This is a genomic window from Colwellia sp. PAMC 20917, from assembly GCF_001767295.1.
Taxonomy (GTDB): Bacteria; Pseudomonadota; Gammaproteobacteria; order Enterobacterales; family Alteromonadaceae; genus Colwellia_A.
This window is the reverse complement of the sequence record NZ_CP014944.1, coordinates 2,302,825-2,329,773: the sequence shown is the minus strand read 5'-3', so window position 1 is coordinate 2,329,773 and position 26,949 is coordinate 2,302,825. Positions and strand designations below refer to the sequence as shown.

The window sequence follows — 26,949 nt, the reverse complement described above, 5'->3', positions numbered from 1 at the left end:
CCATTGCACTTAGGGTGCCATTAAACGCAAGAGATCACGTTTAAAAAAATTATCTAGGTGATATATACTCAGGTTTATTCATTTCTAACAATGAAATAATTTGTTCACTGGATAAGGGCTTACTGTAAAAATATCCTTGAATGTAATGACAATTTCTAGAAACTAGGAAGTCAATTTGTTCTTTAGTTTCAGCACCCTCAGCAACACAACTCATGCCTAATTTTTGTGCAAGGCTTATCGTCGCCTCTATTATCGCTTCGTCTGCGTTGTTTTCACCAATGTTAGAGATAAAGCTTCTGTCAATTTTTATAACATCTAACGGGAGTAATCTTAAGTAAGATAGAGACGAATAACCTGTGCCAAAATCATCAAGCGATAACTTGATACCTATAGCTTTTAGCTGATTCATTTTCTCAATCGCTTTTTCAGGTTCAGAGATAAATGCAGATTCAGTAACTTCTAGTTTTATTGCGGAGGTAGGTAAATCAAACTCATTTAATATTGTCGTAATAAAAGTGACAAGTTCTCCTTTACTAAAATGACTAGCAGAAATATTAATGGATAAATAAAAATCAGTTCGAAAGCTACGCCATACTATTAAGTCTTGTAATGCTGTCTTTAACGCTACTTCTGTCATCGAAATAATAAGATTTAAATCTTCGGCTAAAGGAATAAACTCCATGGGAGAAATCATGCCTTTGTCGGTAGGCCAGCGCATTAACATTTCTACGCCAACCGCTTTGCCATAATGTGCATCAACAATGGGTTGGTAATGATTGATAAATTGCTTCTGTTTTACGGCTTGTTTTAAATTTGCTTCAAGAGCAAGTCGTTTAGCTGCTGCTTCAGTCATTGATGGTTCAAAATATTGATAGATATTTCGACCATTTTGTTTCGCACAGTACATTGCAATATCGCTATTTCTTAGAAGTTCAGCTGAATCCATGCCATCTTCAGGGTAAATAGAAATACCAATACTTGAACCAATACAGACCATAGTATCTTGTAGTGTTATCGGTTGCTCAATGGTATCGATAATTTTTTGTGCAATTTGTGAAAGCTTATCTATTGATGAAAAGCTTTCTAGCAATACGACAAACTCATCACCCCCAAGTCTTGCCAGAGTATCTTCTTGGCGAAAGACTTTGGTTAATCGTTGTGTGATAACTTTCAATAATCGATCACCAACATCATGACCTAGCGTATCATTGACTTGTTTGAAACGGTCTAAGTCAATAAAAAATACAGCTAAAATATTTTTGTTTCTTGCTGATAATTCTATTGCATGATCAATCCGTTCAATGAGTAAACTCCGATTAGGTAGCCCCGTTAAGTGATCGTAATTAGCCATATAGCGTAGTTCGCTTTCAGCGAGCTTTTGAGCGGTAATATCGGTCATCACCATAATATAATGAAGACTGTCATTACTGTTTATACCAACATTAATTTTGACCAGTACATTATATTTATCTCCTGCTGCAGAAGTAACAAGCTCTTCTCCACGCCAATGATCATTTACACCTAAACTTAATGCTACATCGCTATAATATTTTATCTTTTTTCTGTCTATACCAATTAATGAATCATTAAATGGCTGTTCTTCTTCCCAGCCAAATATATTCCTCATTGCTTGATTTGAAGTCACCTTGGTGAAATCTTGATTAATAATTAAGACCCAATCTTTTGTATGTCTAAATGCTTCTCCGTAATATTGGGCACGTTCTTCATCAGCCTTAGATTGAGTGATATTGGTATAGGAACCCGTAACCCGTATAGGCTTTTTATTATCATCAATTTCTACAATTTTCCCTAAATCTTTATACCATCGCCATTCATTATGTTCGCCTTTTAGTCTATAGGTAAAAGTAAAGGTTACATTAACATCAGCTTTATCAATAAATTGTTGCCAAGCAGCAAGAAAGGTCGCTTTATCATCGGGATGAATATCATTGATAAATACTTTTATAGGGAAGGTATAGGCATTTTCTATTAGGCTTACATTATGTTTAAAACGATTAGCAGAAAAACTATTCGTCTGAGCGTGCCAATCCCATACGTCACTGTTACTACCTTTTAATGCTAGCTGTAAACGGTTTTCTCTAAAGACAACTTGTTCATGAGCAGCCAACAGAGCATCACGTTGTTTACGTCTTTTATTTATCCAAAAACTGAATGCAGAGATAACTAAAATAAAATACAGAATATAGGCGGTAGGTGATGCCCAAGGTGCATAAGAAACGTTAAATTTAATATAAGTTAGTGGTGAATAATCGCCTGTAATAGGCGACTTAGCCCGAATAGCTAAAGTATGCTGCCCTGACTCTAAACTTGGAAAAATAATATGATTTTCATAGGTCGAAGGATAGTTCACCGTGCTGTTACTTGTTAAAGAATACTCAAACATTATGTCTTTAGATTTTGAAAAATCAAAGGTGGTAAAATCAACCCTAATGCCCACATCGTCATATTTAAGTTCTACTACCTTATTTGAGTTAAATATATAAGCATCTTCTAAATGCCGTGTAAGTAAATCAACTTTAGTGACAAAAACATTTTTATTTTTGGTCAGGCCTTTTTCTTTTAAGGCCAAAGGATCGAAAAAAGAAACGCCATTCACCGAACCGTAAACCAATTCATCGGTTGATGATTTTGCATGCGCGCCACCATTAAATTCCATACCTAAAAAGCCATGATGAATACCAAATTTTCTGATATGAAAAGAGCGTGTATCAATCGAATAAATACCATCATGAGTTGAGATCCAAAGGTCTCCTTGCGAGTCCTGCTGTAGACCATATAGATTGTTGTCTAGAATACTGTTTTGATTGTTGAAAGTATGAAGAACCTCCTGTGTTTCTAGGGAGATACCATAAATACCTTTTGATGTATGGGCTACCCATAGCAGAGATTTTTCAGCATCAACTACAAAACTATCAATAAAAGACCACTCAGTTTCGCTCATGTTGATATGTTCATATATTTTCTTAAACGTTTGATACTGAGTATTAAACATCCATAATGCTTTTGTTGTACTAAACCAAATTTCTTTATCCTGATTTGGTGATTTGAAAAAAAACCAAATATCTTTAATGCCAGCATCAGTCATTACTTTACTGAAATCAGTTGATTGACCAGATTCTTGATCAATCATAAGTAGTTGATCCGTTTGAGTGAACCAAAGGTATTTATCGGTAGTGAAATAAACGGGGTAATCAACAGTTAGCTTTTCTAAAAAACTTGCTTCAAAAGGTATTGGTATGATTGCTTTGCTTTTAATATCAAAAAGTCTTAATCCTACAGAAGTATTTAACCAAATAGTTTTATTGCTACCATAGTGTAATGAAACTATATTGCTTGCGGTAAATGTCGTCTTTGAGTTTTTCAGGGCGAAGAATTGTTCAACGTGTTGGGTGTTTCTATTTAGTAAATTTAAGCCATTATCGGTTGAAATCCAGAATAAGTTATCATCGTTTTTATCAGGCAAAATGCCTGTAACATTATTACTGGTTAAGCTGTTGTCACGACCTTTGTAATAATCATAATTCTCAACTAAGCCTAAGTTAGGATTCCATTTTAACAAACCTTGGCTATTACTCACTAGCCAGTAGTAGCCATCTTGGTCGACAATTAATGACTTAACCGTATTATTCGCAAAAGAGGGAGCATATTCATCAAAGCTGAATAAAAATTGTCCTTGCTGCGTAACAGCGTTATATCGATACAGCCCATCCGTAGCACCAATAATTAATAGTTCCTTTTCTATAAAAAAATCCCAGACCGATAGATGTTTAAAAATAGTTTGATAATGCGGTAATTCATTCTCTTCTCCCATTGTAAAAAGCGAGTCGATTTGTTGAATATTTAATGAGTAAACACCATCGTTTGTTCCCAGGAATAAGGTCTGATTAAGAATACTTAAGGTATAAATTTTATTTGCTTGTATAGGTTTTAGATCAGCACTTTGCGCAGTTATCTTGGTGATTTGAGGTAATTTAGCTACTTGGCCTGTTGATAATTGATAAACAATAGTGCCTTCTTTACTGGCTATATATAGATAGTTGTTATGTAAAATGATTTGATATATTGCAGAATCACCTAGATACTTTTTTAAGTTAACAATTTGTTTATAAACTTTAGTTTTAACATCAATAGTCGCTATGTATTTACTTGTCGCAAGCCAAACGGTTCCATCTTTTTGCGGCAAGTAATCCATAACCCAATCATCAGGCTCTAATTGATTGGTATTTAAGAGTAAGTCAAACTCATTAGTGCTTTTATCAAAGCTATATAAGCCTTTACCATAGAGGTGTAACCACATTAATCCATTCGCTGATTGGACTGTTTTTCCTACACTATATTGTGAAAAATCGTTATCAGGTCCTTCTATTTTAGTGAAGGTATATCCGTCATATAGTTCAAGGCCAGACTCTGTTGATATCCAAAGAAACCCATCACCATCCTGACTAATGCTATTAATAGATACTTGGGATAACCCGTCCTTAACCGTAATTTGATCGAGTGTTATTTTGTTAACTTTTGCATAACTAATCATTGGACATATTAAAATAACAGCAACTATAAAATTGATTACATTAAAGTAACTTTTTTTAGGTTGAGTAAATGTCAAATTAATACCACTACTTATTAGGTCTGAACAATAAAAAATAAAAGTAAGATAATACTTTTAGGTAAGTATAAACAACTATATGTTAGATTTAAAAATTACACAACTTGCAGCACTTGTCTTTGTATATGTGTTTCATCATTTTTTTTATAAACTAACCACCTCGTTTACATTGTTGCCATATAATATGAGTTTTACCTTTCGAGTATCTAGTCAACGGCATAATGCCATTAATTTTTGTTGGTAACACTATATCTATGATGTTGTAACTGATTACATTATAATCACTTGGTAATTGATAAATTGTCAAAAGACAATCGTGAAATTGAATTTATAAACGATTTCATTTTTTCTATAGAAAAAGTCTATCAGTGAGTTTCGTTAATATATAAATGAAACAACAAAGCACCAGCTTTGCATAGTATGACTTTACCTTAGACTTATTAATTTAATTGATTTAATTAACTAAAGTAGCAATAAAGGTAAACATTATGATTAACAAAAATTTTACAATTCCATTTTTATTCACCCCTATTATATTGGCAATTTCCGCTTGTGGGGGCAGTGACAATTCATCACCACAACCCTCTGAGCAAGCAAAATTTTCTTTAGGGATTAGTGATGCACCTATTGATGAGGCGGATTCAGTCTTTATTGAAATAGATGAAATTACTATTTCAGGGACAGAGACTACAGTCATTACTGAATTTACTAATGACAATAATGAAATTGTAGAAACCATTAAAGTTAACTTACTTGATTTTCAGGGTACAGACCAACTTAAAATTGTTGATGAAGCTCAAGGTGTAACTATGGCTCCAGGCACCTATTCGATGGAATTACTGGTAGTCGATACCGGCTCATATGTGCTGCTTGAAAATGATGCGACCGAATACTCCATTAAAGTCCCTAGCTCTAGACTACGTTTAGGAGATTTTGAAATTGCGTCAACTTCTATCCAAGTAGGCGATACTCCAGCTTATACTATTGAATTTAGTTTACGCGAGTCATTAGTGATGCGCGGTAATACACCCACAAAAAATGGTTTTATTATTAAGCCTCATGGCGTTCACATTGTTAGTGAATATGGAACATTGAAGGGTAATGTTTCTGCTGATAATACTAATTTAGGTAGCTGTATCGTTTATCTATATGAAGGTGAGCCAACCGAATTAGGTGATAGTTATGATGCAGATGATGAAACTTTCGTTGGTGATGCCCCGACAGCGACGGCACCGCTGATTTCAACATTAGTAGCCGTAGATGGAACTTACAGCATAGGGTTTGTACCAACAGGGAGTTACACTGTTGCACTAATGTGTGGTACAGATATCGATGACAACATTCAATATAACGCCTTAACCATACCTTCTCCTGTTGGAAATGTAGCTACAGTAGGTATTATCAAAGGTGATGTTAAAACGGTCGACTTTTAAATAAACTGATATTAACCGCTCATAAGGCCAGAAAGTTAAAAAGTGTTCACTATGAAGCTCTAAAATATATTAAAAAATGTCAGCAACTAGCGACTGCTGACTTAAAGAAAGCCAATTACTATCCTCAACCATGCGGACAGAGTGCTCATTTAGAGTGTTGGTTGAATATCAGAAATTATGATTGTTTTTCTAACTGATTTTACACTGAGAAATCATAAACTATAGATCTATAGATTAAACGAAAGGGTAAACCGTGTAGGTAATTACTTGGATGGGCTTGGAAGGAAGTTCGTTTACAATTTTAGCCCATACCATTTTGAAAGATTTTCAGCACTAGATAGGGAGTACGTTGTAAACGAGTATCGCTAATTATTTTTTGGGATCGCTTGGTTTACATAAACATCAAAACGATTTTTTTTCATTTTTATACTAGTTGAAGGCGTTTTGTTATTTAATGGTGGCGCATAGCTTGGACGTTTAACCACAACACGGTACTTTGCTAATTTCAATGCCGGTTCAAGCAAATCATCTGCATCTAAGTCTTCACCAACGAGTGATTGGAATACGCGCATTTCTTTTTTCACTGCGGCCGACTTTTCACGATGCGGATACATAGGGTCAAGATAAATAACATCGGGCTGTTGGGTGAATGCCAACTCTTCAATCGTGGCAGCATGAACAAGTGACATCCGATTGGCAATATCACTAACCTCACTGTTCAATTTAGCGCGTTCTAAGCCATTTTCTAGCAGTGCTGCGACAATAGGCATACGTTCTTTCATGGTTACTGTACAACCTAAGGTAGCCAACACAAAAGAGTCTCGTCCTAAGCCTGCGGTAGCGTCTAGTACATGTGGAGTAAAACCATGTTTTAGTCCAATCGCTTTAGCTATATCTTGGCCGCGTCCACCACCAAATTTTCGTCGGTGGGCAACCGCGCCATCAACAAAGTCTACTTTAATACCACCGAGTTTAGGCTCATCAAGTTTGATCAGTTCTAATTCTTGAAAGTTGACTTGTAATAAAAACAGTAAGTTTGGATGCTTAGTAACTGAAGCGCTGTCACCGATATAGGCTAATTGCCATTTTTTAGCAATTTTTTTAGCTAAATCAACATCGGTTTTATCAAGGTACCCAACTGCTATTTTAGACATATCCATTAATCAAACTCTACTTGAACATTGTTATTACCGGTTGCATAGGCAACTAAGCGGCTGAGTTGACTCAGTGATAAGTCACTTTCACTTTGCCATTGATTAAAGGCATTTTGAATGGCAACTAAGCTTTTTTTACTTTGCAGTCCGCCGTCAATAATTTTATTGGCACGGAAATAGGCTTCAATGTCACGGGTAAGTAAAAAGGTATCTTTACCGATAGCACGTAAAGCGTAGGGGCCAGTATTACCCCCTAAGCGTTGACCTTTTTTCTTTAAGTAATCCCATAAACCTATCATGTCATTGCTTGGCCATGCCGCAATAAATTTAGCAAAACTATCGTGCTGGCTATTATCGCTATGTATTTCATCAAACATCATATGGGCATTAGCTTGAATAGTTTTTACTTTATTAAAGTTGCGAATAATTCGCGCATCCGCAGCTTTACGTTCTTGCATTTCCTCGGGCATCATTAAGACTTTAGCTAGATCAAAATTAAAAAACATTTCTTCAAAGTTTGGCCATTTATTTTCTACCACACGCCAGACAAAACCACTTTGAAAGATCTTTTTACTAAAGGCCGATAAAATTCTATCGTCTCCTAACTTGGCAACTAAATGATCTTGTTGGTTGTCACCTAATAAGAGGTTGAGTATAGCCGCACCACCTTTACGTTCGGCGGCGCGTTGATAAAGTGAGTCAAATTTTTCCATTATTTAGGGCCACTCATTATCCTTCAATACCACAATGTCTGAGTAAAGCATCAATCTCAGGCTCACGGCCACGAAAGGCTTTAAATAAGACACTGGGTTCTTGAGAACCGCCTTTTTCTAATATATTAGTTAAGAAATCATTACCTACTTTCGGGTTAAAAATGCCTTCTTCCTCAAAACGACTAAAGGCATCTGCAGATAATACTTCTGCCCATTTGTAACTGTAGTAACCAGCCGAATAACCGCCACCAAAAATATGACCAAAGCCATGTTGAAAGCGATTAAAGTCGGCGGCTTTCAATACTGAATATTCTTCACGCACTTGATTTAATGTTTGCTGAATATACCCAGAGTTATCTTGTGCAGGTTGGTAATCTTTATGCATTTTAAAATCAAAAATACTGAATTCTAATTGACGTAACATTTGCATCGCCGATTGGTAATTCTTTGCCGCTAACATTTTATCAAGCATAGCTTGCGGCAGTGGTTCACCCGTTTGGTAGTGTCCTGAGATAAAGGCTAATGCCTCTGGCTGCCAACACCAATTTTCTAAAAATTGGCTAGGCAACTCTACTGCATCCCACGGCACACCGTCGATACCTGAAACGCCACTGGTGTTAATTTGTGTCAGCATATGGTGAATGCCATGGCCAAATTCGTGAAATAAAGTAACCACTTCGTCATGGGTAAATAGCGCAGGCTTATCACCAATAGGCTTATTAAAATTACAGGTTAGGTAGGCAACTGGGTATTGAATATCACCATTGGCTAATTCACGACGACTTTTACAATCGTCCATCCATGCACCACCACGTTTGTGGGCGCGGGCGTATAAATCTAAATAAAAGCGGCCACGCAAATTATTTTCGCGATCGTATACTTGATAAAACTTCACATCTTTGTGCCAAGTGTCGATGTTAGCTACTTGGTTAATTGTCATGCCAAATAAACGATGAACAACTTCAAATAAGCCAGCTACAACTTTTTCTTCTGGAAAATAAGGGCGGCATTCTTCGTCTGAAATAGCATAACGGCTTTGCTTTAATTTTTCACTATAGTAAGGCAGATCCCAAGCTTGTAAGTCTGTTTGGTTAAATTCTTTTTCAGCGAAAGCTTTAACCTCATCTAAATCTTGTTGACCTTGAACCTTCGATTTTACCGCGAGGTTTTCTAGAAAGTCTAAAACCTCAGTAGTTGATGATGCCATTTTGGTAGCAATTGATTTCTCAGCAAAGTTATTAAAGCCCAATAGCTGTGCTAATTCATGACGAAGTAGTAATAGCTCGTTCATGATGTCGCTGTTATCGAATTTTCCGGCATTGGGGCCTTGGTCAGAAGCGCGAGTAACAAAGCCACGATAGAGTTGTTCACGTAATGTCGCATTGCTAGAGTAAGTCATTACGGGTAAATAACTAGGGATATCTAAGGTAAATAGCCAGCCTTGTTTTTCTTGTTCTTTTGCTAGTTCTGCTGCGGCTTCTATCGCGCTGTCAGGTAAGCCAGTAAGTTCGCTTTTATCGGTAATGTTAACACTATAAGCGTGCGTAGCATCGAGTACATTATTGCCAAAGGTTGAGCTTAACTCCGATAAACGAGTAACAATTTCACCGTACCGTTTTTTGTCATTATCGTTTAAAGCGATGCCCGACAATTTAAAGTCACGCAAGGCATTCTCAATGACTTTCTTTTGAGGAATACTTAATTGTGAAAATTCATCACTGTTGGCAAATTGTTGGTAGGCTTGATATAACCCTTGATGCTGGCCCACAAAAGTACTGTATTCAGACAACAGTGGTAAGCATGATTTGTATGCGTCACGTAATTCGTCACTATTAACCACTGAATTCATATGTGATACCGGTGACCACAACTTACTTAATGTATCGTCAGCTTCATCGGTAGGCATGATTAAATTAGCCCAGGTAAATGTTTTTGCTTCAAGCACTGCTGCAATCACTTTTTTGCATTCTGCTATCGCATGCTCAACAGCAGGCTTGATATGTTCAGGCTTTATTTGAGAGAACTGGGGTAAATCTGAAACTGTTAATAATGGATTGCTCATAATGCGGTATTCTTTATTAAATGATGATGTAGATGTAAGACCTTAATGGGAAAGATTCAAGGTGTAGCGCTTTTTGTTTTCAATCTATTTTACTTAAAATTGACCACCCTAAAAAAATAAATGCTACTGTCTATGTTAATACCGTGTTTGTTATTGTTAATTAGGCTCTTTATTTACCCTTTTAGTTCGGATAAATATTTATTTTAATTGTATTTTACTTATACTAAAAATGTATGATTTGTCTTCGTCATGAGTTTCTCGAGGTGTTATGTTTCGTTTTTTTGCTGTGAATTCCTTATATTCACTTTTTTTACTGTGCGCTATGCTTTTCACAAATACAGCACAAGCAGAGGTGAATAATTTATATTTAGAAAACTTGTCAGTTGAGCATGGCTTGTCTCAAGGTTCAGTTAAAACTATTTTTCAAGATGATGAAGGTTTTATCTGGGTTGGCACTGAAAGTGGCTTGAATATGTATGACGGTTATAATTTTCGCAGTTTACCCGGCCCAGATAATGATTTTGAAAATTATGAAACGTACCGGATTATTCAAGATAAGGACAAACTACTTTGGTTCAACATCGTTGATAAAGGGCTAATTACTTACAACAAAAAAACAGATACCTACCAAAGAATTCTACAAACAGACCCGCTAAATAAAGATTATTATATAGCTGATATGGTCGAGGGCAACAACAATGACTTTTTTATTGCCAGTGCAAAAACTATTATCGTGTATAACAAAATATCTCAAAAAAGTACGCGACTTTTAGATTTATCAGACGAGCTTACTGCGGTTAATAATATTTATGAAATATTGTTACATCAAAATATTTTATATATTGCGACACGTATTGGCACTTTTGCCTTAAATGTTGATACTAAAAAATGGAAAAAATTACCTGCCATTACCGCGACTGAAATTAGCTCAGACAGCTTTAGTGCGGTAGGGGCGAATAAAGTATTTAACTTGCATGTAAGTGCGAATAATCATTTGTATTTGGGTACAGACAATGGTGTTTATAGCTTGCCGGTTAGTAAAGTTAACAATTATTTAGTGGGTGATGTTCAATTACCCACTTATAAAATGGTAACTGACGGTGTTTCAAGTTGGCAGTTTTATGACGATGGCGATAACGTATATCAAGGCAGTCATTTAGGGTTGTCTGCTATTGATACAAAAACAGACACCACAGAATTTCTTTTTTCGTTTAATGAGTTTTTTGACCATATTAAAAGCAGTGATGTAGTTGCTATTATGAAAGACAAACAAGGGGCGTTTTGGTTGGGCTCTCAGGCTACCGGTCTTTATAAATGGAATCCTAAACTGAGCTTAGTAACCAACTATCGTTATAAAAAAGACAGTAAAAAAAGTTTAACAGACAACCTTGTTTGGTCTATTACGGCGAAAAGGAGTGACCCTGAACAGTTATGGATAGGTACTCAAAATGGTCTTAATTTACTCGATACGCGTCACGATACAATGTTGCACTATTTAACAACCGAGTCCCCTAAAACGATTTATCATCGTGGGAACATAGATCATCTTTATGAAGATTTGGAGCAACGCTTATGGCTTTCTACCGGTAAAGGGGTGGTGTTATTTGATATAGCGACCAAAAAAATTATTGATATTCCGTATGACGTTAAAGTAAAAGAGCTGTTTGCTTTAGGTCAGTATGATTTCTTTTATGATCGTTATAATACGTTGTGGAGTATTACGGAAAAAGGTGTCAATCGTATTTCATTAACAACGGGCGCTATTGACCCACTTGATGAAATGACTGCGAGCATTGCGGAAGATAAGGTTTTTACTTTACTCGGCTATTTACCTAATAGTGATAAAATGCTTTTTTCTACCAATAATTCATTATGGTTTTTTGATCTTGAAACACGAACAAGTACCATGATGTATCAAAATCTTAAGATTAAAGAAAGTGAATGGATATCTATAGAAAATGTGGCTTTTGATAAAAAAGGCCTGCTATGGTTTAGTTTTGCTGGTAAAGAACTGGTCGGTTTAGACAGTAAAACGTTTGAACAAAAATATGTATATGACAAAAATAATTCCAATGTGGGACTCAATATTTACGGTTTAATGGTAGACCCTGAAGGTGATCTTTGGTTTTCCAGCCATAACGGTATTTATATGCTAAATGCTGAAACACACCATCTTCGTAATTTTGGTATCAGCGATGGTTTAGTGGGTAAAGAGTTCAATAGTGGTGCTTTCTACGAAATGTATAATCACACATTTGCCTATGGTGCCATGAACGGCTTAACCATTTTTGACCCTCTGGTTTTAAAGACAAAACAAGATGATGAGCAACTGAGTGTACATGCCACTAATATTAACGTGTTGTCTCGTGATTTAGCTTTGCCTTTTGTGCTGAGAAATGGTGATACCGTTCAGTTAAACTATGATGATGTCGGTATTCGTATTGATTTCTCGCCATTAACTTACAACAACACGAATAACTTTCTGTTTGAATATAAGTTGCAAGGTGCTGATAACATAAGTTATCCATTAACCACTGAAAATCACATTACTTTTCCGAGCTTACCTTCAGGGGAGCATTCGCTGGTCGTGCGTATCCAATCAGCTGAAACTAAAAAATATTCTGATGCTTTTGTTATTCACTTCGTGGTGAAATATGCTCTTTGGTCTTCGCCGCTAGCTTACTTAGTTTATATTGTGCTCTTGTTGACTTTATTTATGCTTTTGTATGCAAAACGCCAACAAAATACGCGCTTATTACTTGCCGCCCATGAAGAGGTAAAATACCGAGAAAATAGACTTCAGCTGGCATTAACTGGTAGTAATAGTGAAGTGTGGGATTGGCAAAGCGATGATAACTTAATGTTCGCTAAACGAGCCTCTGAAGAATTAGGTTATAGCGACCTTAAATATTCTTATAGTTTTAATGAGCATTTGTCGTTAATTCACAAAGATGAACGTGAATTGTTTCATTCACGATGGTTACAATTTTTGGCTGCAGCTGATATTAAGACCAGCTTCGCATGTAGTTATCGAATGAAAAAATCCAATGGTCATTGGTTGTGGTTTAAAGACCTTGGAAAAATTGTGGCAACTGACACTAAAGGCAAGCCAACCAGAATTACCGGCGCATATACAAATATTACCCAGTCGTTAGCCAATGCTGAACGTGCTCACTTCTATGGTGAAGCCTTTAAGAAAACTAAAGACTGGGTCTTAATTATTAGTGACAACTTTAGTCGAGCAATCGCGAATGAATCCTTGCGTGTGGCTTTTGCTTGGCAAGATGAAGAGTTCGCTTTTGATGCCAAATTATTTGGATTAACCAACGATCGCTTTAGTTTTTACCAGACGTTATTTTCTCATTTAAAGGCTGGTGATGATTGGCGAGGTGAAGAGCTCATCAGAACGAAAGTTGGCGATGAGTATCATGTTATTTTAACCGTGAGTGCGAGCCTCAATGAATCAACGAATAGCATTTATTTTGTTTGTATTTTTACTGATATTTCCGCGCAAAAGCATGCAGAAAAAGAGCTGCGCTATTTAGCCAATTATGACCATTTAACTGATTTACCTAATCGTTCATTATTGCTCGACAGAATAAAGCATGCGATGGATTATTCTGGCCGTATGTCAGAGTCGATTGCTTTGTTTTTTATTGACCTAGACAGGTTTAAGCAAGTTAACGATTCATTAGGGCATGATTGTGGTGATTTACTATTACAAGAAGTGACTAAGCGCTTAAAAGCAGTACTGAGAGTTGATGATACGATTGCCCGTATTGGCGGTGATGAGTTTGTTGTGCTTTTAGAGTCTTTTCGCGGTCATGGCCAACTGGGTCGCATTGCACAGAAAGTTATTACTACGATTGGTGAACCAGTAACATTAAACGGTAATACCGTTAGTGTGGGCGCTAGTATTGGCATTGCACTTTTCCCCGAAGATGCTAAAGATAGTGATGAGTTGCTTCGTCACGCCGATGTCGCTATGTATCATTCTAAGCAACTGGGTCGTAATACCTTTCAATTTTATACACCCCGCATGAATGTTGAAGCAAGTGAACGATTACTTGCTGAATCAACGCTTAAGTTGGCTTTTGAAAACAGCGAATTTATTAATTATTATCAGCCTATTGTTGACTCATATGAAGGTAAGGCCATTGGCGCCGAATTATTATTACGCTGGCAAAGTGGCGACAAGTTAATTCTACCCGATAATTTTATTCCACTTTCAGAAGATCTAGGTTTGATTATATCTATGACTGAAGCGGCTATTTTACGTGGTGTGATAGATTTGAAAAAATGGCGGGCAATTCGCCCTGATATCTATTTATCAATTAATTTGTCTGTTCAGCACTTTCTTGAAGACAATTTAATTCATTATTTAAAAAATATTTTACAAGAACATGATTTACCTCCAGAAGCGCTTAAGTTTGAAGTCACTGAAAGCATGCTTATTTCTGATCCCGATAAAGCCATTGCAACTATGACAGCGCTTGATAAATTAGGTGTGGTACTTGCCTTAGATGATTTTGGTACCGGTTACTCATCATTATCTTACTTAAAAAAACTGCCTTTGAAAATATTAAAAATTGACCGGAGCTTTATTTCTGGCATTGGCATTAACTCTGCTGATGAAGCGATTGTTGCTGCGACGTTAGTCTTGGCCAAAAACTTGAAAATGATTTGTATTGCCGAAGGTGTAGAAAATGAAATACAACTGAAATTTTTAGGTGAGAAACACTGTCACCTTATTCAAGGCTACCTTTATAGTAAGCCAGTTGAAGCTGCTAAAATTGAACAATTTTTGCATGATGACATTATCGCGATAAAAGTTAAAAAGCCAGAATAGCTATTTGGCTTGAATAACGCTTGTTTAACCACATATATAACACATACACTTTTTCTAGGAATAAAAACATGACTCAACATTTTGACTTTCTTGCCATTGGCGCAGGAAGTGGCGGTATTGCTTCTGCAAACCGCGCAGCAAAGCTCGGTAAAAAAGCAGCAGTAATAGAAGCTAAGCAAATTGGTGGCACGTGTGTCAATGTGGGTTGTGTACCGAAAAAAGCCATGTGGTATGCTGGGCAAATTGCCGATGCGTTACACTACTCTGCCGATTACGGTTTTAATGCGCCGTTACAAGGTTTTAATTGGAGCACGTTAGTTAAAAACAGGGAAGCTTATATAGAACGCATTCATGCAGCCTATGCTCGTGGTTTTGCCAGCAACGGTGTTACTGTTATCGATGGCTTTGCCAAATTTATCAATAAAAACACTGTCGAAGTTAATGGCGAACAAATTACCGCTGACCATATTGTTATTGCCACAGGCGGTCGTCCGAGCATTCCAAGTATTGAAGGTGCAGAGCATGGCATTGATTCAGATGGTTTTTTTGCTTTAACAGAACAACCGAAAAGTGTTGCTGTTGTGGGTGCTGGTTATATTGCCGTAGAACTTGCTGGCGTATTTCATGCTTTAGGCACCACCTCACATTTATTAGTGCGTAAAGAAAAGCCACTACGTGGTTTTGACGATATGCTCAGTGACACGTTAGTCGAACAAATGGCAAAACATGGTCCAACACTTCATACCCACAGCACACCCAGTCATGTTGAAAAACATGATAATGGTCAACTGACCATCCATTTGGAAAATGGTAAGTCTGTTGGGCCTGTTGATTCTTTAATTTGGGCAATAGGGCGAGAGCCAGCAACAGATAAAATTAATCTAGAGTTGGCTGGCGTTGCAATGAACGAGCAGGGCTTTATTTCAACAGACAAATACCAAAATACGAATGTTAAAGGTATTTATGCAGTGGGTGACAATACCGGTCGTGCACAATTAACACCGGTAGCTGTTGCCGCAGGTCGTCGCTTATGTGAGCGTTTATTTAATAATAAACCTGACGAGCATTTAGACTATTCAAATATTGCCACGGTTGTGTTTAGTCACCCAGTTATTGGTACGGTTGGTTTATCAGAAAAAGAAGCGCTTGACGAATACGGCGCAGAAGAGGTTAAGGTTTACAATTCACAGTTTACTGCTTTGTATCAGGCGATGACCGAAGATTATCGTGATCCTACGCGTATGAAACTTATTTGTGTTGGCAAAGAAGAAAAAATTGTTGGCATTCACAGTATTGGTTTTGGTAGTGATGAATTGTTGCAGGGGTTTGCGGTTGCCATGAAAATGGGCGCAACTAAAGCCGACTTTGATAATACTATTGCGATACACCCAACAAGTGCTGAAGAGTTTGTTACCATGAATTAAGTGGCGTTAATCACGCCATATAAATAAGTGTTGGCGTCATCTTCTGGCAATTAATGATGACGCTTGACACAACTTTAACTAGCGGTAATACATCCATCGCTTAAAGTGTAAAACGCTCTACTGAGCTGGTTAGAGAATGCGCTAAAGTACTGACATCTTCACTTCTTTTGTGCATATTACTCGCTTCCATAGCATTCTTATTTGCCGCATCAGCCGTTTCATTCATTGTTTGTTCTATTTGCTCACTATAAACCAACTGCTCTTGTGCTGCGGTAGTAATACTTTTGCTCATCGAGTCAATGGCTTTTAAGGTATCCTCAATTTGGTTAATGGCATGGCTTAATTGCTGACTTTGAGCAACACATTCACTGGCTTGTGTTTGACCTTCAGAAATCGCCTTGACCGCAATAGTCGTATCTTTTTGTAAATTATTAATCATCACTTGTATTTCAGCGGTGGACGCCTGCGTGCGGGAAGCTAATGATCTTACCTCATCAGCAACCACTGAAAAGCCACGACCTTGCTCTCCGGCTCTTGCTGCTTCAATAGCCGCGTTTAAAGCCAGCAAGTTAGTCTGCTCAGCAATACCCCCAATGGTATCTAAAATACTACCTATGCTGCGGCTATGCTGACTAAGTAGTTCCATGACTTCCACTGATTCACCCAGTCGAGTTGATAACTGCTTAATACGCTGGCTGTTATCGTTAGCAATATTATTAATGTCTTGGCTGCGTTGAGATGCTTCAGTGACATGAGAAGCGGTAGTCACTGCTTCATCTTTTACCATACTTGAACTAGCAAACATTTGTTCAGCAAGTTGTTTGGCATTATCAATACGGGTAATTTGTTGACTGGCGGATTCTGATATAAACAAGCTTTGTTGATTGGTTAACGCCGCAGATTCATCAAGTGAATGGGCGTCTTTATTAATGGCGTTAAGTAATTGAGTTAGATCATCAGATAACTTATTAATATTAGTAATCAGCCCGCCAAACTCATCATCGCTGCGTTTTTCCATGCGCTTTGACAAGTTACCACTAGCGATTAATGCCAAGGCTTTGTTCACTGCTCGTAATGGACCAATCATGGCTTTAGTTGTGACATAAGTAATAAAACTCGCCATAACAATAAAGATTAACGCTAAAACGATGGCTAAAGTTTTTCCTCTTTCAATTTCTTCTTGGGCATTGCTTTGAAAATGAGCAAAACGTTTATTCGCTAATAAAACTAATTCATCAAGCTTGTCATAGCTTAAATTATAAGATTGGGTTGCAGAAAGATAAGCTTCTTTTGCTTGATATTGTAGATTAATTGTTTGCAGTTGCAGTTGGTATAAACGACCTGGCTGTTGAATTGATTCTTGCATCAGTGTCAAGTTCTGCTTAAAGTCATTTAACAGTTCATTGGCATTAAGTGGTTCAGCTTGCTGGACTAAATAAGCAAAATTAGTTTCAATATTATTGATTAAAAAAATCATATCATCTTGGTGTTTAGTCACTAAGTCTGTTGATTCTATTCGGTCAAGCCCGGACATAGTGTTTTTTAAGCTAAAAAGTGAGTCATCAATGCGCGTACCTGTACCAATAACTTCATCAAGTAACTTCTCCTGACCCGCCGCTTCAATAATTTCTAAATCAAGCATATAGGTACTTGCTTGATAACGCGCATTTTCAAAAGTTTTATAGTCAGCTTGGAAGTCTCTTGTTGCCTGCTGATGCCCTATTTTCGCAGAGAACATTGCTTGAATATCGGTTGAATATTGTTGATATTGAACTTGTGCTTCTTCAAGAGCCGATTGCATTTTTGCTTGTTTAGTCACTTTCAGACGTAATAGCTGAACAGTTGCTTGGTAATCTTTTTGTAGATGATTAAACTGCTCTAAACTTTCCTGTAACTCATTAGCATCAGATTGCGTATAAGCGACAGCCGCTTGCTTCATCATTTTCAGCAATTGAACTTGTAACGTGCCACTTTGTTTTTGCACAGGAACGGCTAATGTTTCAACATTATTATTGGCGTCAGAAATTTTACTTAATGAATAGTAAAAAAAGCTACTCGCCGTTAATAATAATAATCCAATCGTGGTAAAACCAAAGATGATTTTTTGTTTTATGGTGAGATTTAGCATTAATTAAGCCTTGTGTTACGTTGCTCATCCTTTAATTGTAATCCGATATTTACTTAATGTGATAAAGATGTGCATTTATTATTAAAATGTCTTAGATAAAAGCGTTTTACCTAACAATTACACCAAATTAAATTAAAGGGTGACCTACTGGCCTAAAAGACATCCATATCTTAAGTTTAATTACAGTATCACGGTAATCTTCTCTACTCAATAAAGGTATGACCAGATGGCTTAGCTAAAAACCCTCGTTACAAAATTAAATATTAATTATAAAAATAAAGCAAGAATAATAAAGCAATATTTTCGATGATTTATTTATCTATAATTTGAGCTTTTATTCAAATTATAGATAAATTAATTTAGGTTTTTTTATCTTTAAAATCGCGCAAAGTCTTACTGTTATTCGCTTATGTTTTTTAGTTATTTAAAGCAGAAATATACCACTAAAAATAATTTAATAATTGTCTGGTATTGAGAGAAAATTCTGGTACTCTCTTACCTCGTTTATTTGAGCAGCACAAAAAACACACAATTAATAAGATGCTGAAAACGTACAGGATAAATTTTTATCCACATAAATAAAAATAATAATAAATATGTGAAAAAGGAATTTCAAACTACCTTTTCCCAATGAAAATAAGATGTTACCTATAAATTTACCGTAATAGCCATTTGGTTGTTATGGTTTTCTGTGTTGTTTTCAACATACTTATCCACAATTTCAACGATCTTTTGCGACTAATTTTATAGATTAAGTGGAGAGAATGTACTGAGTATGGCATCCTTAGCCAAATTTCACTTCTAGTCACATATCATCATGACAAATTCTGCTTTATCGCCACTCATTTTAGTAGATGGTTCTTCGTACTTATTCCGTGCTTATCATGTTCCATATTTACAAGCATTATCGACAAAAGATGGTCAACCTACCGGTGCGATTACTGGCGTGTTAAACATGCTAAAAAGTCTGAAAAAAAATTATCCAAATGGCAATGTTATTGTGATATTTGATGCGAAAGGCAAGACCTTTCGTAATGACATGTATCCTGAATATAAAGCGAATCGTCCACCAATGCCCGATGATCTTCGTACTCAAATTGCACCAATCCATGAAATTGTTGCGGCTATGGGGTTACCGCTATTGGTGATTGATGGCGTCGAAGCCGATGACGTTATTGGTACCTTGGCAGAACAAGCGAGTAAAGCCGGTATCGACACCGTTATTTCAACCGGCGATAAAGACATGGCGCAACTCGTTGATAAGCATGTCACGCTTATTAATACCATGACCGATGTAAAAATGGATGTTGATGGTGTTATTGAAAAGTTTGGTGTTCGTCCAGACCAAATTATTGATTACCTCGCATTAATGGGTGATAAAGTCGATAATATTCCAGGGGTCAATAAGTGTGGTCCCAAAACCGCAGTAAAATGGTTGCTTGAGCACGAAAATTTAGAAAATGTGATGGCTAATGCCGAAAACGTAAAAGGTAAGATTGGTGAGTATTTACGTGAAGCACTTGAGTTTTTACCCCTCTCTTATGAATTAGCCACCATTAAACTTGACGTACCGCTTGAGCAAACCGCTGATCAATTACAGCCAGGCGTTGCCGATGTTGAAAAATTAACTGAGTTATACACTCGATTTGAACTACGCCGGTTATTAGCAGACTTACAAAATGGCGAATCTGCTATTGCGGGTTCACCCGGACAACAACCCTCAAGTGTTGACACGATTGCAGAAGAAACACCTGCAGCAGATGATATTGAAACTGACTATCAAATTATTTTTAGCGAAGCTGAGTTTACTTCTTGGCTGACTAAATTAAAAAATGCTGATCTCTTTGCCTTTGATACCGAAACAACCAGTGTTGATTATATGAAAGCCGAGTTAGTGGGCTTATCGTTTTCTGTCGAAGCTGGAACTGCCGCTTATGTGCCGCTTATGCATGATTATCCTGATGCACCCAAACAGCTCGACCGTGACTGGGTCTTGGCGCAATTAAAACCACTTCTCGAAGATAAAAATCAAGCAAAAGTCGGTCAGAACTTAAAGTATGATGTTAACGTGCTTTCACGTTACGATATTGAAATGCAAGGTATTACTTTTGATACCATGATCGAGTCTTATTGTTTAAACAGTGTTGCGACTCGCCACAATATGGACGCATTAGCGACTAAATATTTAGGCTACAAGACGGTCAGTTTTGAAGAAGTTGCTGGCAAGGGCGCTAAAAAATTAACTTTCAACCAAATTGAAATTGAAAAAGCGGGGTATTATGCCGCCGAAGATGCCGATATTACCTTGCGCTTGCACCAAGCCATTTATGCTAAGTTAGAAAAAAATAAAGATCAATTATCAGTATTTACCGACATTGAAATGCCTTTGTTACCTATTTTAGCGCGTATGGAACAACACGGTGTGCTAATCGATTCTGATTTGTTGAATGAACAAAGCCATGCACTTGGTATGCGCTTACAAGAATTAGAAATTCAAGCACACGATATTGCCGGACAAACGTTTAACTTATCATCACCCAAGCAACTACAAAAAATATTGTTTGAAGAGTTAAAAATTCCGGTTATTAAGAAAACGCCCAAAGGTGCACCTTCAACCGCAGAAGAAGTGTTACAAGAGCTGGCGTTAGATTACCCTTTACCGAAAGTTATTTTAGAAAACCGAGGATTGAGTAAGTTAAAATCGACTTACACTGACAAGCTTCCTTTGTTAGTGTGCAAGTTAGGTCGAGTACATACCTCTTATCAACAAGCCGTTGCGGCAACAGGGCGCTTATCTTCGACCGATCCAAATCTTCAAAATATCCCAATTCGTAGTGAAGAGGGTCGAAAAATTCGCTTAGCTTTTATTGCGCCCAAAGATCATAAAATTGTCGCGATAGATTATTCTCAAATAGAACTGCGTATTATGGCGCATTTATCTGATGATCCAGGATTAGTCTCTGCCTTTTCAGAAGGGCGAGATGTGCATAAAGCAACAGCGGCTGAAATATTTGGTGTCGATTTGGCCGAGGTAACGGTTGATCAACGCCGTAGCGCTAAAGCAGTAAACTTTGGTTTGATTTACGGAATGTCAGCGTTTGGTTTAGCAAAACAACTTGATGTGCCTCGCCATCGCGCGCAAGAGTATATGGATAAGTATTTTGAACGTTACCCTAATGTTATGGCTTACATGGAGGACACGCGTCAGCAAGCTGCAGAGCAAGGTTTTGTGGAAACATGCTTTGGTCGTCGTTTATATTTACCTGATATTAAAGCTAAAAATGCGATGCGTAGAAAAGGCGCTGAACGTGCCGCTATTAATGCACCTATGCAAGGCACTGCCGCTGATATCATTAAAAAAGCGATGTTAGCTGTAGATGAATGGATACAAATCCAGCAAGACCCACGTATTCAAATGACAATGCAAGTACACGATGAGTTGATATTTGAAATTCATCAAGACATCGTTGATGAAACAACGGCGAAGCTTGTTGAAATTATGAATGATGCGGTGAAGTTAAAAGTACCCCTCATTGCTGAGGCAGGTATTGGTGATAACTGGGAGCAGGCGCATTAACTATGCAAGATTATTTTTTGGTGGTTTTAAAACTAAAATGTAATTTAATTACATAAAGCGCTTTACAAAAGTAGAATGATTACTCTATAATGTAATTGTTCTTTTGTGAACGCTTGTTGTAATAATTTGTATATTCAAGCTCTCCTCATAGCTTATAAGCCGATGGCATTGTCATCGGTATTTTTTTGTCTAAAATTTGATAACTAGATCTTGTGTAATTATATTTCAGGATATGAATGATCGACACCACTTAATAACGTATCACTGTCGATCATCCGTTTACGGGTATTTAAAAACAAGATTAACTTTTAGGATCAATAATAGTCTCTATCGGTTTAGGCTTAGTTCGGCCAGACTTTCTTAAGGCATCACGCAGCACGTACTCTATTTGTGCGTTTAAACTGCGTAATTCATCATCAGACCAGCGTTGCATGGCAGAAAGAATTTCTTCATTAATGCGAAGAGGATATGCTTTTTTTGCCACAATATTTCTCACTCAATTGACGATTAGTATAAGCTGCCGGTATTTACTACCGGTTGTGCCGCTTCGTCGCTACATAGAACAACTAATAAGTTACTCACCATAGCGGCTTTTCTTTCTGCATCAAGTTCTACAATTTGACGCTCTTCTAATTTTGTTAATGCCATTTCTACCATACCGACAGCACCTTCGACTATGGTTCTACGTGCGGCAATAATTGCCATGGCTTGCTGGCGTCTTAGCATAGCGTTGGCAATTTCTGGCGCGTAAGCTAAATGACTAATACGAGATTCAATCACAGTGACGCCAGCTTTTTCTAACCGGTCTTGCACTTCAATTTTTAATGCGGCTGAAATTTGAGTAGGATCGCTGCGTAAAGAAATATCGTCATCTTCGTGATGATCGTACGCATAACTTGTGGCTAAATTACGTAATGCGGATTCACTTTGAATTGAGACAAAATCCTCATAATCATCAACCTGGAAAACGGCCTCAGCGGTATCTGTTACTTCCCAGACAATAACCGCCGCAATCTCAATGGGGTTACCATTTTTGTCATTAACTTTTAGTTTACTACTTTCGAAATTTCTAACCCGTAAAGAGACGCGCATTTTTGTGTAAAAAGGGTTAGCCCAGCGTAGGCCTGAATCATGAACGGTACCCGCGTACTTACCGAACAATTGCATAACTCTAGCTTCTTTGGGATTGACCATAAAAAAACCAAACCAGCAAATAAAAATAGCAAGGGTGACCAGTAAACTAATAATGGCAAGTGTGACATTGTTATTTATTATGTTATTAATTAACAAGGTGAAAGTACCAATCTGTAATGCCAATAAAACAAAAATAAACATAATGCCATTAGGGGCTTTGATTTCTTTTTCCGTAATCATATTATTCTCAGTAAGATTTAAATAAGTGATATCATTATGATATCACTTTTTGTTTATTGCAAATATTTAGCAGAGCAACATTCATTAAATAAGATATTTATAAACGTTTAGGTGTCAGTAAAAGACTAAAGTTATTAGACGTTTGATGATTTCGATCAATTTTGGCGAGGTCAGGCTTAGCTATAATTTTTCCTTCATTATTCAATAGGAAAATACAATGGGATGTTGCGGAGGCTGTGGCGGCGAAGGTCATCAACCAGTGAAAACTGAAACACAAGAACAGCAAGAACAAAAGAAAAAACAAGAAGAGTAGCTAATATTTTTCCTGTATTCATTGAGACAACAGCCGTTGTCTTTTTTGTTTTAAATTTAAAGGTTAACAAATAAGTAACAAAGTATTACAAAACAGAAATATCATTGGCAAAGCAAGTGAGCAAATCATATATTAGAGCTAGATACTGGCGCAGAAGTTGAGCGCGAGAAAATATAGTTATATAAATAATAAAGTCACCAAGGAGCATAAATTGAAAAAATGGAGCATCCCATTACTATTAACTTGTTTAGCAGCATGTGAACAAACCGCGCCAACCACCACCATGGCTGAAGTAACATTACCAGCAGGTGTAAGTTTTGTTGAGCAAGTAACCGCAGAAGCGGGTAAAACTGTTATTCCTTATCAAAAATATACCTTAAGTAATGGTTTGACGGTTATTCTTCATAAAGATGCTTCTGATCCCTTAGTTCATGTTGACATGACCTATCACGTTGGCTCTGCTCGCGAAGAGTTAGGTAAGTCAGGTTTTGCTCATTTTTTCGAACATATGATGTTTCAAGGTTCTGAAAACGTAGCCGACGAACAGCATTTTAAATTAATAACTGAAGCTGGTGGTACCTTAAATGGAACGACTAACGGTGACCGAACTAATTATTTTCAAACAGTTCCAGCTAACCAACTAGAAAAAATGTTGTGGTTAGAGTCAGACCGTATGGGCTTTTTGGTTGATGCGGTAACGCAAGAAAAATTTGAAGTACAACGTGAAACAGTAAAAAATGAAAGAGGACAAAGTTATGATAATCGTCCTTACGGTTTATTAGGAGAGAGAGTTGCCGAAGCGTTATATCCGGCAGGGCATCCTTACTCATGGCAAACCATCGGTTACTTAGAGGATCTAGATCGTGTAAATGTTAACGACTTAAAAGCATTTTTCTTAAAATGGTATGGTCCAAATAACGCAACCTTAACGATAGGTGGTGATATTGACGCTAAAGAAACGTTAGCCTTAGTGGAACAGTATTTCGGGTCTATCCCACGCGGACCTGAAATCGCTATGCCTGAGAAACCTACATTCACCATAAACGAAGATCGTTATATTTCCATGGAAGATAATGTTCATTTACCTTTAGTGTATATGTCTTATCCGACCGTTTCTGTTCGCCATGCAGATGAAGCCCCACTGGACGTTTTATCCAGTATTTTAGGTGGCGGTAAAACATCTTTGCTTTATAAAAACTTAGTAAAAAATCAATTAGCGGTTCAAGCTTCAGTGGGGCATCCTTGTGCAGAACTAGCTTGTACCTTTACTTTGTTAGCGTTACCACACCCGGCTTCAGGAAAAACATTAGCAGATATAGAAAAAGTGATTCGCGACAGCTTAGTTGAATTTGAAGAGCGTGGCGTACAAGACGACGATCTAGCGAAAGTTAAAGCGAGTATGGAAGCAAGCTTCATTTTCGGTTTACAAAGTGTTTCAGGCAAAGTGAGTACACTTGCGGCTAATCAAACATTTAAGGGCGATCCAAATTACATTGAAAAAGACATCGCACGTTATGCCAATGTTACTAAGGCTGATGTTATGCGGGTCTTTAAAAAGTATATTAAAGACCAACATGCGGTGATCATGAGCATAGTGCCTAAAGGCAAACTTGATCTAATTGCTGCACAAGATAATTTTATTCCTGCACCGCGTAGTAAAGGTCAAACATCTGAAACCTCAGCAGAGAGTCTAGTGGTTCGCAAAGCGAAAGATAATTTTGATCGCAGTAAAATGCCAATCTCAGCTGCTAATAAATCAGTAGCTGTGCCACAGATGTGGAACAAAACGTTAGCCAATGGTATTAAAGTGCTGGGCACGCAAAGCATTGAAACCCCAACAACATCATTATTGTTAAAGATTCCTGCGGGTCATTATTACTCAGACAAAGACAAGGCAGGCGTTGTTTCGTTACTTGCTAGTGCATTAAATGAATCGACCACCAAACGTAGTGCTGAAGAAATGAGCAATGAATTACAAAAATTAGGTAGCTCAATCGCTATCTATGCAGGTAATCAATACTTGAATGTTAATGTCAGTACACTAACTAAAAACCTTGATGCGACAATGGCACTGGTTAATGAAAAATTAATGCACCCAGCATTCATTGAAGCTGAATTTTCACGTAACAAAAGTAATGCTATTCAGGGCGCAATTAATAGTAAGAAAGATGCTGGTTATTTAGCCTCAACAGCTTATCGTCAATTATTGCAAGCTGACAACATTGCAGCAACTTCAAGCCAAGGTACCGAGCAAAGCCTCAATAATATTACCTTAGCAGATGTTAAAACCTTCTACGAACAGCAAGTAAAACCTAGTGATAGTCAGTTAATCGTCGTATCAGACTTGAAAGAAAAAGCGCTAATTAAATCACTTAACGTCTTTTCTAGCTGGCAAGGTAAAGGATCAAGCTTAGTGTTAACACTGGCTAAACCTGAGACAAAATCGGGTGTTATTTATTTAGTGAATAAAGAGGGTGCCGCACAATCAGCGATTCGCATTGGTAAACGCTCTATGACTCAAGATATTACCGGTGAGTATTACAAGTCTTATTTAATGAACTTCACCTTAGGTGGTGCATTTAATAGCCGTATAAACCTAAACCTTCGTGAAGATAAAGGTTATACCTACGGCGCACGTTCTGGTTTTAGTGCTGACAAATTCTCTGGTACATTTACCGCCTCTGCTGAAGTTCGTGCCGATGTTACCGATAAGTCAATTATTGAGTTTGTAAACGAAATAAAAGGCTACAGCGAACAAGGTATCACTGCAGAAGAATTAAGCTTTATGCGTAATTCAATTAATCAAAGAGATGCGTTAAAATATGAAACACCACGGGCAAAATTAGGTTTCTTAGCGCAAATCTTAGAATACGATTTAAAGCCAAGTTTTGTGCAAGAGCGTGCAGAGATTGTTGAAACAATCTCTGCAGAAGAAATAAATGCGCTAGCAAAGAAACACTTAAACTTAGCGGAAATGTTAATGGTTGTTGTTGGTGATGCTAAAACATTAAAACCCCAACTAAAAGCATTGGGTTATGAAGTGATTGATTACGAAATCTAATCTTACTTGTTGCTCTTTGAGTGATTGATATAAAGCCTTAACGATAAACGTTAAGGCTTTTTTATGTTCAGGATGAACGGTCATGACAGCTCTTAGGCATTCATGCGTTCGCTGAATTATTGCTTTTTTCACATCATTTTTTCCAGACAAATCATAGCCTCTGCATTCATTTAGGCAATGTCGCGTTGCTACGGATAGCAAAGAGCGACGATGTTTTATTAAACCTGTTATCTT

12 protein-coding genes are annotated in these 26,949 nt (G+C 37.2%); 5 read left to right on the top strand and 7 right to left on the bottom strand.

Going from position 1 to position 26,949, the window contains the following annotated elements; translation table 11 throughout:
• Nucleotides 1-49: 49 nt before the first annotated feature.
• The gene (locus A3Q34_RS09995) at nt 50-4,627 is read right to left on the bottom strand and encodes an EAL domain-containing protein (RefSeq protein ID WP_083277970.1); all 4,578 of its coding nucleotides are present in this window, start codon (nt 4,625-4,627) and stop codon (nt 50-52) included.
• A 488-nt stretch (nt 4,628-5,115) separates the two neighbouring features.
• On the opposite strand from A3Q34_RS09995, the gene A3Q34_RS09990 reads away from it, so the two are divergent.
• The gene (locus tag A3Q34_RS09990; protein WP_070375225.1) at nt 5,116-6,060 is read left to right on the top strand and encodes a DUF4382 domain-containing protein; all 945 of its coding nucleotides are present in this window, start codon (nt 5,116-5,118) and stop codon (nt 6,058-6,060) included.
• Between the two features lie 365 nt (nt 6,061-6,425).
• On the opposite strand, the gene A3Q34_RS09985 is transcribed toward A3Q34_RS09990, so the two are convergent.
• Genes A3Q34_RS09985 through prlC form a run of 3 tightly spaced genes read right to left on the bottom strand, consistent with a single transcriptional unit; the run spans nt 6,426 to nt 9,989 of the window.
• Complete coding sequence (locus A3Q34_RS09985; RefSeq protein ID WP_070377098.1) at nt 6,426-7,214, bottom strand: class I SAM-dependent methyltransferase; 789 nt, start codon at nt 7,212-7,214, stop codon at nt 6,426-6,428.
• A gap of 5 nt (nt 7,215-7,219) precedes the next feature.
• A complete protein-coding gene (locus A3Q34_RS09980; protein WP_070375224.1) occupies nt 7,220-7,927 on the bottom strand; it encodes a DNA-3-methyladenine glycosylase I in 708 nt (235 codons plus the stop codon).
• 16 nt (nt 7,928-7,943) lie between these two features.
• Nucleotides 7,944-9,989 (bottom strand): oligopeptidase A, encoded by a 2,046-nt coding sequence (gene prlC, locus A3Q34_RS09975; protein ID WP_070375223.1) that lies wholly within the window; start codon nt 9,987-9,989, stop codon nt 7,944-7,946.
• Nucleotides 9,990-10,311: 322 nt separating this feature from the next.
• Here prlC and A3Q34_RS09970 point away from each other — a divergent pair, with 322 nt between their 5' ends.
• Together A3Q34_RS09970 and gorA are read left to right on the top strand one after the other, a co-directional pair.
• Nucleotides 10,312-14,838 carry an EAL domain-containing protein gene (locus tag A3Q34_RS09970; RefSeq protein ID WP_070377097.1) on the top strand — a complete coding sequence of 1,509 codons (4,527 nt, stop codon included), beginning with the start codon at nt 10,312-10,314 and terminating at the stop codon, nt 14,836-14,838.
• A gap of 68 nt (nt 14,839-14,906) precedes the next feature.
• Entirely contained in the window at nt 14,907-16,262 is a 1,356-nt protein-coding gene (gorA, locus tag A3Q34_RS09965; protein ID WP_070375222.1) for a glutathione-disulfide reductase, read from the top strand.
• Nucleotides 16,263-16,362: 100 nt separating this feature from the next.
• Here the strand turns inward: gorA and A3Q34_RS09960 are convergent, their stop codons facing one another.
• Nucleotides 16,363-18,390 (bottom strand): methyl-accepting chemotaxis protein, encoded by a 2,028-nt coding sequence (locus A3Q34_RS09960; protein ID WP_070375221.1) that lies wholly within the window; start codon nt 18,388-18,390, stop codon nt 16,363-16,365.
• Between the two features lie 817 nt (nt 18,391-19,207).
• On the opposite strand from A3Q34_RS09960, the gene polA reads away from it, so the two are divergent.
• Nucleotides 19,208-21,967, top strand: a complete 2,760-nt coding sequence (gene polA, locus A3Q34_RS09955; RefSeq protein ID WP_070375220.1) for a DNA polymerase I — start codon at nt 19,208-19,210, stop codon at nt 21,965-21,967.
• 301 nt (nt 21,968-22,268) lie between these two features.
• Here polA and A3Q34_RS09950 read toward each other — a convergent pair whose 3' ends face one another.
• Nucleotides 22,269-22,451: an Arc family DNA binding domain-containing protein gene (locus tag A3Q34_RS09950; protein ID WP_070375219.1), complete on the bottom strand. Its 183-nt coding sequence runs from the start codon at nt 22,449-22,451 to the stop codon at nt 22,269-22,271.
• 23 nt (nt 22,452-22,474) lie between these two features.
• Nucleotides 22,475-23,341, bottom strand: a complete 867-nt coding sequence (locus A3Q34_RS09945; RefSeq protein ID WP_070375218.1) for an SPFH domain-containing protein — start codon at nt 23,339-23,341, stop codon at nt 22,475-22,477.
• A 524-nt stretch (nt 23,342-23,865) separates the two neighbouring features.
• Between A3Q34_RS09945 and A3Q34_RS09940 the strand changes: the two genes are divergently transcribed.
• Nucleotides 23,866-26,715 (top strand): M16 family metallopeptidase, encoded by a 2,850-nt coding sequence (locus A3Q34_RS09940; RefSeq protein WP_231907462.1) that lies wholly within the window; start codon nt 23,866-23,868, stop codon nt 26,713-26,715.
• Nucleotides 26,716-26,949: the final 234 nt, after the last annotated feature.

Coding starts and splice junctions, on each gene's coding strand:
- polA (WP_070375220.1), top strand. CDS start 19,208: ATGACAAATTCTGCTTTATCGCCACTCATTTTAGTAGATGGTTCTTCG.
- A3Q34_RS09960 (WP_070375221.1), bottom strand. CDS start 18,390: ATGCTAAATCTCACCATAAAACAAAAAATCATCTTTGGTTTTACCACG.
- gorA (WP_070375222.1), top strand. CDS start 14,907: ATGACTCAACATTTTGACTTTCTTGCCATTGGCGCAGGAAGTGGCGGT.
- prlC (WP_070375223.1), bottom strand. CDS start 9,989: ATGAGCAATCCATTATTAACAGTTTCAGATTTACCCCAGTTCTCTCAA.
- A3Q34_RS09985 (WP_070377098.1), bottom strand. CDS start 7,214: ATGTCTAAAATAGCAGTTGGGTACCTTGATAAAACCGATGTTGATTTA.
- A3Q34_RS09970 (WP_070377097.1), top strand. CDS start 10,312: ATGCTTTTCACAAATACAGCACAAGCAGAGGTGAATAATTTATATTTA.
- A3Q34_RS09945 (WP_070375218.1), bottom strand. CDS start 23,341: ATGATTACGGAAAAAGAAATCAAAGCCCCTAATGGCATTATGTTTATT.
- A3Q34_RS09980 (WP_070375224.1), bottom strand. CDS start 7,927: ATGGAAAAATTTGACTCACTTTATCAACGCGCCGCCGAACGTAAAGGT.
- A3Q34_RS09990 (WP_070375225.1), top strand. CDS start 5,116: ATGATTAACAAAAATTTTACAATTCCATTTTTATTCACCCCTATTATA.